Origin of the sequence: Exiguobacterium sp. s89, from assembly GCF_018617735.1 — a bacterium.
In the GTDB taxonomy this organism is placed as follows: domain Bacteria; phylum Bacillota; class Bacilli; order Exiguobacteriales; family Exiguobacteriaceae; genus Exiguobacterium; species Exiguobacterium marinum.
In genome coordinates this window covers 41,661-56,210 of record NZ_JACSKS010000006.1, presented here as the reverse complement: position 1 = coordinate 56,210, position 14,550 = coordinate 41,661, and the positions used below count along the sequence as shown (strand labels likewise).

The window sequence follows — 14,550 nt, the reverse complement described above, 5'->3', positions numbered from 1 at the left end:
AATCTTTTTTATTCATAAGAATATGGTTTTGTATTCTTCTCTTAATCGATTAGATCTGAGCGTTTGATTACATGTACATTCTCTAACGACTTAAATCATAGTAATCGTTCAAAAAACCGTTCATACAATATCATGAAGGTGTCACATCCATGATGACTTAATCCTATATACCCCTCATACAATAAAGTATATATCATCTTCTAGGAGGTCTTTCCTATGAAACGAAGTATTCGCTATGATGTTGATTATGTATTCGCTGGTTTTGACAATATTGAAAAGTATGGACATTGGACATATCGTGATGAAATTACAGATTTAGAACTTAAAAACGCTGGAGAAAATATTGAGAATCTCGTATTTACGGGTCAAATGTTAGATGAAATTTTTGCAACTGAAATTTTCTATGAGTACGTGACACAACTACTTGGTGCCCCTTGTGTCACAACCAATGCGATCTTTGAACATTTACATAACGAAGATGACGGTGTCTATACACTAGGATCAATCTCTGTTTCGCTGATGGAACCAACCTATCAATTTGACATGTAAATGTATTCTTCATTAGAGCTGCACGATTGTCTTCGCTCTTATTTGATGTCATCTTATCTATCGATGTTTCCATGTTCGGTGTTTTTAACTTTAAATATGTATGGGTTAGAAGCTGTATGCTCCTCTAGTGTCTACATATCCTGATAAGGGCTTAGCTCAAGTTGCTATGTATTATTCATTCACTAATTTCAAATTCGAAGACTATAACACAAAGTTGTAGTCTTTTTTCTATTTCAAATAGTAAAACGCTCTTGAGGTGTGAGTCGAAAGTATACGTTTCGACGTCGAAATGTATACAAATCAGATGATATATTCAAGTAAATAAAATACGTATACAATCTATTTTTAATTTGTATACAAATTATTTATTTAAATATGTCAGTTGTTCATTATTTTTAGTTGTTCTATAAAACAGAGTGTGGCATCATAAGAACTAGAAAGGGGAGAGGACATGAACATATTAACGTTTTACATTTCGAAAGGTGGATCTGGTAAAACTACCTGTTCCTTGAACATGGCTTATGCATTAGGAGAGTTAGGGGAACGTGTTCTTCTCATTGATTTAGATCCTCAGGGTTCTCTTAGCAAACTAATGTTAAAAGAATCCGATACGATCAAATACATGACCATGTTTGATGTACATACACGTAATTTAGATATCAAAGATATTCTATTTGATGACGAAACGTATCATGTCAGTCTTCTTCCTTCAAATGAACGAAATGCAAGGTTAATTAATTTACTTTCTGAGCAAGATAAGCTCTTCCTATTAAAAGATATGATTGCACCGCTCGAAGATGAATTTGATTGGGTCATCTTAGATTCAGTTCCTTCGATCAACGAACTCTCAAAAGTTGTCTTGTCGACTGCCAATACGACCATTATTCCATTTATGCCGAAAAAGCTTGTCTTTGATCAGCTAGGAAGTACCATTCGCACCGTACAAAAGGTGAAAAAGTTCTATAATCCTAATTTAGAGATTGCCGGCGTCTTGCCTGTGGCGATGGACCATACGTTAAAAGCCGATAAAGAATACTTCGAAGCAATGGAACAAATTGCGTTGACTGAATCGTTGCCTATTTTACCTGTCATCAAACGATCGACATTTATTGAAAAAGCAGCGGATAGCGGAAAAAGTGTCATTCAATACCGCTCCAAAGAATCAAAACAGTTATCTGAACCGTTTCGAGAGTTGGCACACATGATCCGAACAGCCAGAGGTGATTCTGTATGAAGGCCAGAAATCGTAACATTCATAAAATCAAACCGAGTGAGCAACACCCTTATCAGAGCGGTTTAACCAATATCAGTTCACTGGTTCAAAAGCTGCCAATTTCAAAGGAAGTTGAAGACCTCGTTCACGAAATCAATGAACTCGCCAAAGTACAAACCATTTCCGTATTTGAGATTGGCAAACGTCTAGTGATCGCCCGTTCTGAGATGCATGATAAAAAAGAGTGGGGGACGTTTTTAGAAGCGGTCTCCATGTCCGCCTCACTTGCCTCACGATATATAAAAGCCTATGAGACGCTGCATCCACTCGAGTCATCGCTAACAAGTCTACCAGCATCCAAAATTTTTGAACTCATGTATCTCGATAATGTCGATGAGGTCGTCGAGCAAGGCCTATATATTAATGGTGAAAGAAGACAGGTCGAAGAGCTCACGGTCAAACAGATCCGTGATCTTCGAAAAGGGAACACTCATACCCCCCTTAAAGTGAAACCTTTTCAGCAAGAGAAAAAGTCATCTTCGATCTTGTCCGCGCGTATTCCAAGTGATCTTTCGGAACAGTTTCAACAGTATGCCCATGCACATAATCGTAGTGTCAGTGAGTTACTAGCTGAAATGATTGAACGAACTGTATCAGACAATATAATTGAAGCCACAGATGAACAAGGAGAACAGTCATGAAGAAAATCGCATTGTACAATCGTAAAGGTGGAGTTGGAAAATCAACGACAACCATCAATTTAGCTCATGCCTACGCACGGGATGGCTTACGTGTACTCGTGATTGATGCCGATGATCAGGCGTCTTCAACGAATGGATTAGGTCTGACGAACGACTATGAAGGGAAAGTGCTATTGGATTGTCTACTCGAAGAGAACGATCCATTTTATACACCGATTGAACAAGTCATCGTCACTTGTGAATATGAGACTGGAACGATTTACTTAGTTCCGACAAGACGGTCTGCTTCACCGAGTGATTTAACGAGTCAAATTGGTTATGAGTACCGACTCAGTGAAGAGTTGGCCAAACTAGATGAACTATTTGATATTTGTTTAATTGATTGTCCTGGTTCGACGTCAGCGTTGAATCCTTATGCGCGCTGCGCTCTTGTCGCACAAGATCGAATTATCATGCCTGTACAGATGCAAAAGTTTTCGATGGATGCGGTATACTCGGCTCCTGAGGAGTTAGAAGAAATGAAACGATTCCGAGAAGATATTCATATCGCAGCGTTTATCCCGACAATGGTCAGTGCACGTTCTAAAGGGGATACGACGACGGTAGAAGAACTTGAAGAGCTCGGGAAAGAGGTCGGGATTCCTGTCCTTACAACGATCCCGTATGCCGTTAAGGTACAAACCCTACAACGTGAATCTAGACCTGTGATTGATCATAAAAGTCCTGCAACGGATGCTTATTTACAACTTGCCCAGGAGGTACTTTCTCTATGAGTCGCCCTCGTAAAAAACATACGCCTAAAATTTCGACATTCAGTGCTAATTTACCGGTGAAACAAGGAACACAATCTAGTGAAGATCGTACGGATCAAGTGGAAGCTGTCAAAGAATTTTCTGCAACGACGACTATTACGAACCCGTATCAGTCCTTACCAGCAACCGGACTTTCTCGTATTATCACAAAAAAACTGCCCGAAGACATGGAAGGCATTGTTCAATACTATAATCACATTGATGCGATTCAGGCGACAAGTTTTGTCGAAAAATGCCGTATTCTTGCGCATGCAAATAGGTTGTTCCGTGATCCGGAAACAAAAAAGGAATTTAAACAAGAAGAGGGAAATTGGAAAGACTTCTTAGCGAAGATTGGGATGTCTCATTCCCAAGTGAATCGCTTTGTTTCTTTTTGGAATACGTTTGGTCCGAATATTTTAGAAAAAACGATCGAACAAGATTTCAGTGCGACCAAGTTAGCGGAACTCTTATCATGGCCAGAAGACCCAAAGCTCGCATTACTTGAGAGTAAGAAATATTACACAGCAAATGGGGACAAAACAGTTTATGAAATGACACGTGAAGAATTGCGTGAAGTGAAGCGTATGTTGATCGAGCGTCAAGAACAGCGCGTGCTCGAAGTCGAAACTAACTCTGTGAAACCAATGCGTGTCCAGATTCGCTTTGCTGATTTAACGGATCCTTTATATGTCGGGTTGACTCAAGCCGCTAAAAAAGAGCATGTCTCTGAAGATGAAATCATTAAACGGGCCTTGGACCAGTATCTAAAGGGTTACCAAGATTAAATGTTAAACAATTTAATTTCTATATTTCTTAAAGAGTTAGGAAAAAATTACAAACTCCCTTATTTGGAGTTATTTACTTTCGTTGTAATGATGATTATATTTTTCTATCTTTTTTCAACATTGAAAAAATACTTCGATATGAAAGAAGAACGAAACTTGACTGCATACAATGATCAATTGGATGCTCTATTTTCTGTACATCGAAGTCTTAACAAGGACACTATGGATAGAGAAGAATTAAATGACGCGTTATATAAAATGAGTCAAGTCGGGGACAGTCAGATTGCCACAAAGTCATTCTATTGGATTAATGAGAAAAGTATTAACTATCAAGACGTAATGTCTGTTATAAACATAGAAATCAGACGCCTACATAATCTAAAAGGTAGTACTGTTCCAGGAGGTTTTCTAAGAGATCTAGAAGACCTATATCGGCTGACTCTCAGCTTTGTTCGTCCTGCATTTTTTGCCTTTTTACTATGGATGTTACTTATGAGCTTCATGAGTCTATGCATGATGGTTTGGTTAGGTAATATACAAATGCTCGACTTCTTTGCGGTCGTTTCAATACTGTTGATTGCTCTTCTCTTGTTTAGTTTAATAGGAATCATCTTGCGCTCCCTATTTAAAAAGCCTCGTATTAAAAACTGGAGGAAAGTGTTATTAATCATTTTCATAGGTGGAGGTGGGATCATATCTTTGTATGTAGCCTCTACAAATAAAATTGATGAATTATTAGATTCGTTGGTAATTATATCGCTTCATCTTGCTTGTTTGATTTTTATCATATATATCGATCAAGAGACTTTTCCTGATAGGAAAATCGGTTGAATTATAAGTTACAGGTAAAATAATCGAATAAGTTTCTTATACATGACACCATTACTTATCAAAAAGAATGGTGTCTTTATATATCGAATAAATATTAGACTCCTGCTGATGCATAGAATCGGATTTGTCTACAATTTTATTTTATTAATTTGTAGACTGATGCAAAGAGAGGTATAATCAAATTAGAAGGAAGGTGTCATCATGAACTCAAATACAATCATCGTGAACAATATAAAAACATGGTTACAGGATCATCAAAAGCCGCAACAATGGTTGGCCCAAGAAATCGGAGTCAGCAAGGCATTGGTCGGTCATATGTTGAATGAGAGCCGTGTCATCCAACCACAACGTATCGTTGCGATCGCGAAGGCATTAGGTGTATCGGTCAACGAATTGACAACTGATGCTTCAATGAGAGAAGAGCGGATGACGGTCGAGTTGCGCGGGACACTCTCAAATCGACGGTCCAAAATGGAGCTTGAGCGTCTGAAATTTGCGATAGAGGATTACGTCGTTCTCAAGGGTGATTTATGATGAAGCCAACTACAAAATTTGCGGAAGATACGGCAGAAGCGTTCGCGGCCGACTTTTTAGAGCAAGTCATTGACAGTCACGTCTTTATTGGCGCTTACATTGAGCAGGTATTGGCCAAACGTGCGAACCTCATCTTTCAATATGTCGAGGACGACTCATATTACGGCGTCGCGATCAAGCATATGTCAGGAGAAGAATTCATCGCATTGAACTCCTACCAACCGCTGCGCATGCGTTACTTTACCGCGGCTCATGAACTATGGCACTTGTCTGAAGCAAGCGAGTGGCAAGTCGATGGATTCGATCACGAAAGGGCAGCCGATCGATTCGCCGCTGCGATCATGTTGCCGAAGAGTACGACAAAAGAAGTCTGGGAAAAGCTGAGGGATGGATATGATACGAAGTCTGCCATCATCTATTTGGCAGATATGGCCCAAGTGCCATACGTATCGGTTGTAAGACGACTCCGAGAGCTCAATTATCGATTCACTGACTTAAGTGAACAGGAATCCGATTGGCGCGAGGAACGAAGCAGACTAGGGATTGCCCCGAGTCCACTGGATCAAGCTCAACGCTTCGAATCATTTCCAGCCTATGAACAAGTAGTCGTCAAAGCAGTAGAAGAAGATCGAATGACACGGTTGAGCGCCGCCAATAAACTCTCTGTCTATCGACCTGAGTTGGCTCAAGCGTTACAGGAAGATGAAATCAGTCGTCTTCAAAAGGACACTGCCCATGATTAAGGAGCCGGTGTTCATCGATGCGAACATCATCATTCATGCGGCAAGTTTTCGACAAGCCGATGTTTTCGATTGGATCAATAGTCTCTATAAACAAGTCCTTATCCATGTAGAGGTATTGAATGAACTGAAGACATCTTCGGTAAGAGAAAGGGTCGACACGTTCATCCATGATGGGAAGTGGGTGCTATTCGATCCTGAATCGGAAGCATCGATCGCGACGGATGAACTATATGACCTTTATCTCGTTTATCTGACGGAAGTTCGCCTGGCATTCCAACAACTGGATGAAAAGAAAAAAAGAGAAGGTCGGCCACTCAAACATACGAGTGACTTGGGCGAAATGCATAGTCTTGCTGCCGCGAGATTGATGAGCGCTGGGTTGATATGTAGCGATGACGCGGATATTCGAGAGGTCATCACAGATGCTGAATTGTACATCGTAAACCAAGAGGAAGAGGAAACACTCATACGTCAGCATACCCTCCTAGACTTTTGTATACATTTGAAGCGATATGAAGTCGTGAAGAGGGGCCAGATTCGAAAGTTTTTCAAGACGATTCGTCCTCATGATTTAACTGTATTTGATCAACACATTGATAAGATCTGAATACGATGTTGTATCATCAGGACAAAAAGCACCCAATCTGCGTCAACTTGTGACGTAGATTGGGTGCTTTTTTATGTGTTACTAAAAGAAGAAAACACATGTTTTTGTTTTACAGGATCAATGATACACGTTACTCTTTCCTAGGTTTAGAAATCGGATCCGGAAAAGTAAAGAGTCTTTTCGTTCATTTTTGATGGGTATCGAGAAATATGTATATTTCTCGTGTGAAAATTGATATTGAGAGATCAAAGCATGAGTGATTTTTCTAAAAACAATTGTAGTAAGTTCCCTCTACTAGCTATACAATTTTGACGTGTTTTGCTATGTTTGATGTAATAGAACCCACCACGCCTCTTTAAAATGCGGACCACGGTGGGTCATTTTTTATATAAATGGGGGGAAGACGCGGCTTCTATGAAGCCTAACCAGTTAGAAGTCCCAAAAACCTAAGAAAAGCAACTATCTATTTTAAAAGAGCGCAGTCTATATATTAAAAGGGCCGAAGAAATAGTCAATATGTGACTTCTCTTCGGCCCTTTTAATTAAGAATTATTCTGTTGAAGATTTCGCTCCCGAAGAACAGCAAGCTCTACCTGTTCTTGTAGTCGATGTTCAAAAGCTTCTTTCTCGCGTCGAAGAAGTTGCACTTCTAAGTGAAGTTTTTGATTCTCTTCTTCGAGTTGATCATTCCGACGCGTTTTGCTTTTCAATTCATCTACAGCATCCATTAAACTTTGGTTTTGGCGATTTAATTGTTTTTGGCTCTCTTCTAATTTTCGAATGGTTCCTTCCAAATCAAAAATCATCTTTTTATGAACCTTTAGCTCCTCTTTCGCTAATTGTTTCTCCGTCTCTAGTGCATTTAGTAAGTCTTGTTTATCTGTGTGTAGTTGGTCCAATTGCTGTTGAAGTTGCTCTAGCTCTTCCTGGTGATGCATGACTTTAGCTTCATACTCTAGATTTAGCTCTTCACTTTCCTTCACAACACTGTCTTCGAGTTCTCGTATCGTTTCGGTATATTGAATTGTCATACGTTGAGTTTCTTTTTGTTGCTTCTCTAAGCGAAGCGCTCGTTCTTGAAAGAGTGAAGTAATCTGATTAAGTGTAGTTTCAAGTACACCATTTTCTTCGTCGATTAATGGGTCTGGTGATTGTTTATCAGCTAATTGAATGAATTCTTCAAACAATTGATTCGTCGTTAGGTGTCGTTCTTGCATTAAACGTTGAATATGTTCTGTCACTTCTTCAGAGACACGAAATGACTTTACTTTTGTTTCGTTTGAGGTCATATCCTATTCACTCCACGGTATTTTTTTTTAGTATATCATATGGTTTTGGTTCAATTTCGTATTTGAATTGACATGGAACCTGTATATAGAAATTTAAGATGTACAAATAGGACGTTTACAACTTGTAGGAGGTCATCAAAATGGCTTATAAATTATAATGTTCAATTCCAAAAGCGCTTAAATTCATAATGTACGACACTGATATAAGTAGATAACTCCATTGTATTTATTGGTATTGATGGATCGGAGGAATAATTGTGTTTGTTCAGTGTGAAGATTTAGAAAAAAGTTTAACATCGTCTATATTAACCATGTTACCTTAAGTGTAAACATTTCGACGTCGAAATGTTTACACTTAAATTCTAGTATGGTGTATATAAAAAAGAACCTTGCATGTGATGTAGCGACATTCTTTTTTATAGTTCTGGAATGCGTAAGATATCCTTAAATGTATGCCAGGTTTCCTTAAGTTCTGCTTTTTTAGGAATGTAGATAATGAGACCATCATGCCCTCTAGTTAAATTGACACGATATGCATTTCGTTTGATCTGAAGCGGCGCTCTGTCTGGCATAAAACTGAAAAATGTTACGTAGATCTGCCTATCTGATCAACAAGTGGCCAGTTTACGGGTGCAACCGTTAGAGGAATTTATGTGATGCAGACTAATGGTCTCTTTCTTCGCAGTAGTGTTTATTGTAGTTGTGATCGCATTTTCGGTGGATATGATCCTGGGGAATCAGTTGCATCAGCATGGTCGTAGTTTGTAGCGATTCATGTCGTTTTATAAGTCTGACGTAGTACATGTCAGGTTCGTCTTTTTGATGATAGACAGACTTGGCGCTTACCGTTTTATTTTAAATACATGACTGAAAAAGTGTGATCGTTAGATTACATATAGGTATACACTAATTGACGAAGTAAAAAGTTAGATTTGAAGATATCCCGATAAACGTCCAAAAATATGATTATTATGAGTATTTTTGAATTTATGATACGACCAATTATTCATTTTTATTGAAATTAAAAATCGGTGTTGTAGAGGTGAGTAGAGTATGAGAAAGTAAAATCGACGCCAACAAGAAAAGGATTTTCAGGAAATAATGTACATTTTATTAATCGTAAAATGAAAGGTTGTACTTAGAGTTAAGGAGGTAATCGATCGGTGAAAAACATTTGTAATTGTGAAGATTTAAAACGTATTAAGGTAGAAGCGGATATTGGGGCGGACCCGATCTGGTGTGCAGTTTGCCACTACAATGTGGAATTGGACGTCTTTCCGATTTCTGACTCGTTGAAGCAAGATATTCATGACTGGGTTAGTCGATTTGGGGAATGGGTGGACTGGGAAACCGATACACTCACTACAGACGGAAAGGTCAAGGAGAAACAACATAATAGTGAAGGTGAATTCCTTACTAAACGCTTGAAACAAGAGCTTGGTGAAACATATGAAATTGAATTTATTGCTTCAAAAATGTATGAGACATATGAATAAGGGGGGAGTAAGCGTATGTACAAGTGGATTACTGGAGTTATTTTAACTGTATTTTTGTTCGGTGTAATCGGTCCTAACGTTAGCTATGCCATGCAAGACGAAAGCGAGCTCGATTTCGAACAATATGTTGTTGATTACCACGAGGGACTTGAAGAATTTGATGCTCGAATCTACTATGATAATGCAGAATTAGGTTTGATTGAATCTGAACATAGTAAAGATCCGGGTTTCCAAGTAATGGCGCTTCCGCTCGCGCCTATCATCATTGCAGTTGTAGTTCGCTTAGTTGGACAGTGGGTAGGAAAGCAAGCGGTTAAAAAGATTTCTAAACATGCTGCAGAACGAGCAGGACAACGGGGGATTACTGAACGACAATTTGCCAGTGCAATGGCATATGGAACGAAGTACGTAGATAAAAACACAGGCGCGAAGATTTTGTACCACTCGCCGACCAAAACAACACTGGTATTAGATAAAGCAGGGAAAGTCGTTGTGACTACGTATAAACAAAATAGCCCAAAAGCGGTGTGGAAAAAGCAAAGTTGGTAAAAAGGTTCGGGATTGGCGTGTAACCCGTTAGATTAAGAGAAAAAAGGAGACCTGTAGCGATTCGTTCGCTCCAAGTCTTTTTTTCTTTTTTATGGGTTCGTACACATATTTCGGACTAAATAGATAAAGGGATTACTATAAATTTGTTATTGTGCTTTTAGATTTAAAAGTCCATCTCCAGGGAAATGCTCTCGCCTGAATCCAGAATTCGGATCCAGGAAAAGGAATGTTGTCGCGTGGCGAAAACAAATGGTTTTGGTGAGAAGTCAAAGGCATAAAGAAATCACGTTGTTCCGTCTATTCATGAATGTGTATTTGCGATGTTTGGATTAATGAAAAATGAGTGCGTGTTTGGTGAAAATGACCGTTTTTCCTACGTAAGCCCTGGGCTTGTTTTAAACAAGCCCAGGGCTTATATGAAACAAGCCGAGATGTTGAGAGGTCAGATTCAAGGTATTGTTGAGCTATCAACAGGAGAGGATGATTCAAATGAGTCACACATTGGACCAGCAAACGATTGAAGAGACGAAAGAGGTATTGCTTAGAAGACTTCCTGAACGGATGGACATCGATCCTGGGGTATTTGAGTTAGTAAGCATGGATCTTCTTTGTGATGTGAAGGAAGGAGAACGCTTGACCCACCTCACCGTCTTTTTCAATACCAATATGATTCGACGGAATCGTCGTACATAAGAACAAAAATATTTGTATACATGTATACATGTAGATTTGTATACGCGTATACATGTATACATTTTTTAAAGTCGTCATTTCTGTAGTTTCATGAACAAGGACTGAACTGGCTCTGGACGGGGAATCGTTCTATAGCGAAGCGGAAGGGGGGAGACGTGATGGATGAGGGGCTGCTTGATGACTATGCGTTCGCTGGATTGGATCCGTTCGTCCGGACGGTGTTCTCGGAACTGATGGAACATCCCGAATGGATGCGTGTCGTCGACAGGGAACATTGCGTCGAGAAGGTCGTCCGGTTCGATGACGGACGGAACTCGCCTTACTTCCGGGTGCTGATCTATCTGGATGCAGAAGAGCGTCCGATCAAGAAAGTGTATCTATACGGGACATGGGTGGTGGCGGATGGAGAAGTCAGCTTCGTCGTCTCAGAGCTATCCAAGGGTGTATTCGAATATGAAGTGATGCATGTCCATTGGCTCATCAAGTATCGGTTCAAAGATTGGGGCGTGTCTGAAGACGGGGCATGGGAGAAGGAATGGTGATCCGGGCTCATGCGTGAGCGTCTAACGCCAGGAGGCGAAGTCGCTCATCGCACCGCTGCCCCCCTGACGGCCCGATAACAAGAGCTGCTGGCTCACCGCCGCATCTCTATGTTCCTGGCCCTTTCTAACGGGAGGCACGGAGCGTAAGGGCAACGTCAAAAGCAAGAGCGTGGGCGCGTCTAACGCCACGCGGAGTGGCATTCGAATCTAGGACAGGCCCAAATCGCGGACGCAATTCTCGACAGGATCGTACACGACTCCTATAAAATCCTGGTCGATGGCGAAACCTCAATGAGGGAACACCACGGGCTAGGGATAAGCTAAGATCTTGGCCATCGATGAGTCGATGGCCTTTTTCTTCATATTGACTCGCTCAGTCGTCCGCACTAGTGGCTCTCTGTATCCGCAATACTCAGCAGGACAAAAAACGCATCCTTCGAGTTTTTGAGGATGCGTTTGAGCAATGTGACTCTATTTGACTCGCGTTTATATTCCTACATATAAGCATACAACTGATGGTAGTTTCCAAGGTGGAGCGACGGAATGGACGTATCAGACATTGGAGCGGAAAGGATATATCATAAAATTGGTATTTTTCGAGCATATATCACAAGGTTGATGTTGTCGCGCGATTCAATAAAAACGAGTTTTTTCATCATGGATTAGCTCGTCTATATTATTAATTGTAATAATTAAAATTTATTATTTTACTAATATTTCGTTTTTGGGCATAGAATGATAGCTTCTTGCTGTCGTATGTGAATATATAAAGTATTTACCGGGCTCTTCAAAAATATAAGAAATTACATACAGTCCGTCTTGTTGATAATTGGCTTCAATTTTTTCGTGTTGGCTTTCCTCTTGGCCTTCTTTCCATATCTCGAATTCAACTTTATCCGCATCGTCGACTTTCTCGTTTCCTTGAGAAACAGTTGCTATAAGTTCAATAACTTCGTTTGCTTTTACTATTTCAGGATCTGTTTTAAATTGTACATCAATTAATTCTGGAATCACTTCAGGTCCATTATTGCTTACTGTACTTCCACAACCAGATAATACTAACAAAACAATCAACAGTGAAAAAAACCTTGCCATCTTTTTTCTCTCCTTTAAACGATTTAATATTAACATACACGAAAATGTGATGTATTGATTATTACATTAAAAGTGACCTGATCATGCAATCTTATTAGCTATCGAGCATAGACCCCATGTCACTTTTAAGGTTCAAGACTTTATAGAGCGTCGTATGCTCGATTGGTTTACTTTTCTATATAAAAAATAAAGAAATGTACATTTTATATATTAAGTTCAATTTTATATATTAAGTTCAAAAGATATTAATTGAACTTAATCCAAAAAGTTGGATCATGAAATAGATCATCTGGTGACTTCGACAACCTAGGTTTGAATTTGGACCTTCATATCCGTAAATTTATCATCGACCGTTAGACACGGCCTTAGTAACCTAAGGTTCGTCTCGACGTATATTGCCAGTTGAAGGTCATCAAAGGAGAGAAGAGTCTGTACTTCAAGATTGAATCGATTAAAGATTGTCTACCCATCCATATCGTTTTTAATATCTACATAGTGAATGTGTATGTCGCACCTGAGATTGTATTCCCCAGGCACTCGTAGGGGGGTGGGGGCACGAACGAAAGCTCATCCTAACTTTCTGAAGTTTTTCTTGCGAGTCAGTTAGCGTTTGGTCACCGAGACTTTAAAAGCTTTCGGACATAAAAATCGCCCCATAAAAATTAGATTATCAGGTCCAACTTTTACGGGGCATCTAATATTCTGTGGTCTAAATATTAAGTGATTTACTGAAGTAATTATATAGTGTTAAACAATTTCGCCTCTGAAATTCAGAAAAATTGGGATGGGTTGACTGTATTCCCTGCACTTGTAGCTGAGTACGAATAGTTTCCTCGATGGACTTCAAAGTGTAAATGAGAACCGGTCGAATTTCCGGTACTCCCCATCGCACCGATGTTCTGTCCTCGGGTCACACGTTGTCCGGCGGAAACGGACAATGAGCTCATGTGAGCATAAAGGGTAGTCCAAACTTGACCGCCTATGACATGCGTAATGATGACATGATTTCCATAAGGTCCACCCCAGCCTGCTCGAGTTACAGTTCCTGTTTGAGCAGCCATAATAGGAGTTCCTACTGGTCCAGCTGTATCTAGTGCATTATGGAAGCTGTAGCCATTGGCCCCGCCTGCTGGACCCCATCCTTGGGTTACGATACCTGAGGTTGGACGTTGAAAAACTCCGCCACTTGTTGGAGAAGCGAGTGAATCCGTAGTCTTTGAAGTGTTTACCACTTTCTCAGAGTTTGGTGATTTTTCGAGAGAGGCTTTATTCTCGCTGATTTCATTTTTTTCGGCACTTTTTGCTTCTGCAGCTTTACGCGCAGCCTCTTTGGTACGAATTTTAGCTTGTTCTTCAAGCCTTTGGGCTTCAATCTCTGCTTGAATTGATTTTTCTTGTTCTTGAAGCGTCGATTCCATTTGTTGCAAGCTTACCAATTTAGATGTGAACTGGATTTTTTCGGCCTCTAATTTTTTTATTTGAGCAGCCCGCACTTTAATTTTGCCGTTCAATTTTTTCTGACTATTCTCTAGCTCTTCTTTTTGACTAATAAGCTTATCTTTTTCAGTGTCCAATTCAGCTTTAGCAATTTGAAGCTTATTTTTTGTTGATTGATATTCTTTGAAAAGTTCTTGATCATTTTCTTGAATCGTCCCTGCGGTGATCATGCGTGAAACCAGATCACCAAAGTCTTTTGAACCAAAAATAAATTCAGCCCAGTTTATAGAAGAACCACCGTTTTTTTGCATCGTGACCATGCGTTCTTCCATCAATGTCTTTTGAGAGCTCATTTTTTTCTGGAATTCTTTAATTTGAGTTTGAATCTGAGCAATTTTCTTTTGGGTTGTCCGAATTTCAGCCTTCTTCTGGGTGACCTCATTGATAATATCCTGTAACTCGGATTCCAAGTCATTCAGTTTCTGTTCTTCGAGTGTGATATCTTGTTCACGCTGCTGAATTGACGTATTAGCTTTACGTTGCTCTGTAGAATTTTGCGCTTGCTTCTGCTGGATATTTTTTTGTTTTTCAGTCAAGTTTAAAGCGTAAGAAGGGGATGCGCTTTGAACTAACATAACACCAAGTAAAGTTGAAGCTATAATTTTTTTCATGGTAAACAATGTTGTTGCCTC

Annotated in this window: 16 protein-coding genes and 1 pseudogene; 14 read left to right on the top strand and 3 right to left on the bottom strand. The window is 39.7% G+C overall.

The window, feature by feature from the left end; all coding sequences use genetic code 11:
• Nucleotides 1–216 precede the first annotated feature (216 nt).
• The 9 genes from KNO96_RS12945 (at nucleotide 217) to KNO96_RS12905 (ending at nucleotide 6,757) form a co-directional block, all read left to right on the top strand.
• Nucleotides 217–549, top strand: coding sequence for a hypothetical protein (locus tag KNO96_RS12945; protein WP_214704226.1), 333 nt, complete (start codon nucleotides 217–219; stop codon nucleotides 547–549).
• Between the two features lie 451 nt (nucleotides 550–1,000).
• Nucleotides 1,001–1,783 carry a ParA family protein gene (locus KNO96_RS12940; RefSeq protein WP_147538812.1) on the top strand — a complete coding sequence of 261 codons (783 nt, stop codon included), beginning with the start codon at nucleotides 1,001–1,003 and terminating at the stop codon, nucleotides 1,781–1,783.
• A complete protein-coding gene (locus KNO96_RS12935; protein WP_214704228.1) occupies nucleotides 1,780–2,463 on the top strand; it encodes a DUF3102 domain-containing protein in 684 nt (227 codons plus the stop codon). Before KNO96_RS12940 ends, KNO96_RS12935 begins: the two co-directional genes overlap by 4 nt.
• Nucleotides 2,460–3,236, top strand: coding sequence for a ParA family protein (locus KNO96_RS12930; RefSeq protein ID WP_024127810.1), 777 nt, complete (start codon nucleotides 2,460–2,462; stop codon nucleotides 3,234–3,236). The genes KNO96_RS12935 and KNO96_RS12930 overlap by 4 nt, the downstream gene beginning before the upstream one ends.
• Entirely contained in the window at nucleotides 3,233–4,042 is an 810-nt protein-coding gene (locus tag KNO96_RS12925; protein ID WP_214704230.1) for a hypothetical protein, read from the top strand. The genes KNO96_RS12930 and KNO96_RS12925 overlap by 4 nt, the downstream gene beginning before the upstream one ends.
• Entirely contained in the window at nucleotides 4,043–4,873 is an 831-nt protein-coding gene (locus KNO96_RS12920) for a hypothetical protein (RefSeq protein ID WP_214704232.1), read from the top strand.
• Nucleotides 4,874–5,074: 201 nt separating this feature from the next.
• Nucleotides 5,075–5,407: a helix-turn-helix domain-containing protein gene (locus KNO96_RS12915; protein WP_214704234.1), complete on the top strand. Its 333-nt coding sequence runs from the start codon at nucleotides 5,075–5,077 to the stop codon at nucleotides 5,405–5,407.
• A complete protein-coding gene (locus KNO96_RS12910) occupies nucleotides 5,407–6,150 on the top strand; it encodes an ImmA/IrrE family metallo-endopeptidase (protein WP_214704236.1) in 744 nt (247 codons plus the stop codon). The genes KNO96_RS12915 and KNO96_RS12910 overlap by 1 nt, the downstream gene beginning before the upstream one ends.
• On the top strand, nucleotides 6,143–6,757 hold the full coding sequence (locus tag KNO96_RS12905; protein WP_214704237.1) for a hypothetical protein: 615 nt from the start codon (nucleotides 6,143–6,145) through the stop codon (nucleotides 6,755–6,757). The genes KNO96_RS12910 and KNO96_RS12905 overlap by 8 nt, the downstream gene beginning before the upstream one ends.
• Nucleotides 6,758–7,299: 542 nt before the next feature.
• Here the strand turns inward: KNO96_RS12905 and KNO96_RS12900 are convergent.
• Entirely contained in the window at nucleotides 7,300–8,046 is a 747-nt protein-coding gene (locus tag KNO96_RS12900; protein ID WP_214704238.1) for a hypothetical protein, read from the bottom strand.
• A gap of 1,163 nt (nucleotides 8,047–9,209) precedes the next feature.
• Here KNO96_RS12900 and KNO96_RS12895 point away from each other — a divergent pair.
• The 5 genes and pseudogenes from KNO96_RS12895 to KNO96_RS12875 form a co-directional block, all read left to right on the top strand.
• A complete protein-coding gene (locus KNO96_RS12895; RefSeq protein WP_214704239.1) occupies nucleotides 9,210–9,542 on the top strand; it encodes a hypothetical protein in 333 nt (110 codons plus the stop codon).
• 15 nt (nucleotides 9,543–9,557) lie between these two features.
• Nucleotides 9,558–10,091, top strand: coding sequence for a DUF4258 domain-containing protein (locus tag KNO96_RS12890; protein WP_024127825.1), 534 nt, complete (start codon nucleotides 9,558–9,560; stop codon nucleotides 10,089–10,091).
• Nucleotides 10,092–10,580: 489 nt separating this feature from the next.
• Entirely contained in the window at nucleotides 10,581–10,784 is a 204-nt protein-coding gene (locus tag KNO96_RS12885; RefSeq protein WP_214704242.1) for a hypothetical protein, read from the top strand.
• A 158-nt stretch (nucleotides 10,785–10,942) separates the two neighbouring features.
• Nucleotides 10,943–11,326, top strand: a complete 384-nt coding sequence (locus tag KNO96_RS12880) for a hypothetical protein (protein WP_214689658.1) — start codon at nucleotides 10,943–10,945, stop codon at nucleotides 11,324–11,326.
• A 195-nt stretch (nucleotides 11,327–11,521) separates the two neighbouring features.
• Nucleotides 11,522–11,650: pseudogene (locus KNO96_RS12875) on the top strand (ATP-binding protein); the annotation flags it as partial.
• A gap of 378 nt (nucleotides 11,651–12,028) precedes the next feature.
• Here the strand turns inward: KNO96_RS12875 and KNO96_RS12870 are convergent.
• Both KNO96_RS12870 and KNO96_RS12865 read right to left on the bottom strand, forming a co-directional pair.
• Complete coding sequence (locus KNO96_RS12870; RefSeq protein WP_029336184.1) at nucleotides 12,029–12,421, bottom strand: FixH family protein; 393 nt, start codon at nucleotides 12,419–12,421, stop codon at nucleotides 12,029–12,031.
• Nucleotides 12,422–13,191: 770 nt separating this feature from the next.
• Nucleotides 13,192–14,529, bottom strand: coding sequence for a murein hydrolase activator EnvC family protein (locus tag KNO96_RS12865; protein ID WP_029336183.1), 1,338 nt, complete (start codon nucleotides 14,527–14,529; stop codon nucleotides 13,192–13,194).
• Nucleotides 14,530–14,550 lie beyond the last annotated feature (21 nt).

Excerpts from the sequence above, each read along its gene's own strand:
- KNO96_RS12945 (WP_214704226.1), top strand. The coding sequence starts at position 217 with ATGAAACGAAGTATTCGCTATGATGTTGATTATGTATTCGCTGGTTTT.
- KNO96_RS12940 (WP_147538812.1), top strand. The coding sequence starts at position 1,001 with ATGAACATATTAACGTTTTACATTTCGAAAGGTGGATCTGGTAAAACT.
- KNO96_RS12935 (WP_214704228.1), top strand. The coding sequence starts at position 1,780 with ATGAAGGCCAGAAATCGTAACATTCATAAAATCAAACCGAGTGAGCAA.
- KNO96_RS12930 (WP_024127810.1), top strand. The coding sequence starts at position 2,460 with ATGAAGAAAATCGCATTGTACAATCGTAAAGGTGGAGTTGGAAAATCA.
- KNO96_RS12925 (WP_214704230.1), top strand. The coding sequence starts at position 3,233 with ATGAGTCGCCCTCGTAAAAAACATACGCCTAAAATTTCGACATTCAGT.
- KNO96_RS12920 (WP_214704232.1), top strand. The coding sequence starts at position 4,043 with ATGTTAAACAATTTAATTTCTATATTTCTTAAAGAGTTAGGAAAAAAT.
- KNO96_RS12915 (WP_214704234.1), top strand. The coding sequence starts at position 5,075 with ATGAACTCAAATACAATCATCGTGAACAATATAAAAACATGGTTACAG.
- KNO96_RS12910 (WP_214704236.1), top strand. The coding sequence starts at position 5,407 with ATGAAGCCAACTACAAAATTTGCGGAAGATACGGCAGAAGCGTTCGCG.
- KNO96_RS12905 (WP_214704237.1), top strand. The coding sequence starts at position 6,143 with ATGATTAAGGAGCCGGTGTTCATCGATGCGAACATCATCATTCATGCG.
- KNO96_RS12900 (WP_214704238.1), bottom strand. The coding sequence starts at position 8,046 with ATGACCTCAAACGAAACAAAAGTAAAGTCATTTCGTGTCTCTGAAGAA.
- KNO96_RS12890 (WP_024127825.1), top strand. The coding sequence starts at position 9,558 with ATGTACAAGTGGATTACTGGAGTTATTTTAACTGTATTTTTGTTCGGT.
- KNO96_RS12885 (WP_214704242.1), top strand. The coding sequence starts at position 10,581 with ATGAGTCACACATTGGACCAGCAAACGATTGAAGAGACGAAAGAGGTA.
- KNO96_RS12880 (WP_214689658.1), top strand. The coding sequence starts at position 10,943 with ATGGATGAGGGGCTGCTTGATGACTATGCGTTCGCTGGATTGGATCCG.
- KNO96_RS12870 (WP_029336184.1), bottom strand. The coding sequence starts at position 12,421 with ATGGCAAGGTTTTTTTCACTGTTGATTGTTTTGTTAGTATTATCTGGT.
- KNO96_RS12865 (WP_029336183.1), bottom strand. The coding sequence starts at position 14,529 with ATGAAAAAAATTATAGCTTCAACTTTACTTGGTGTTATGTTAGTTCAA.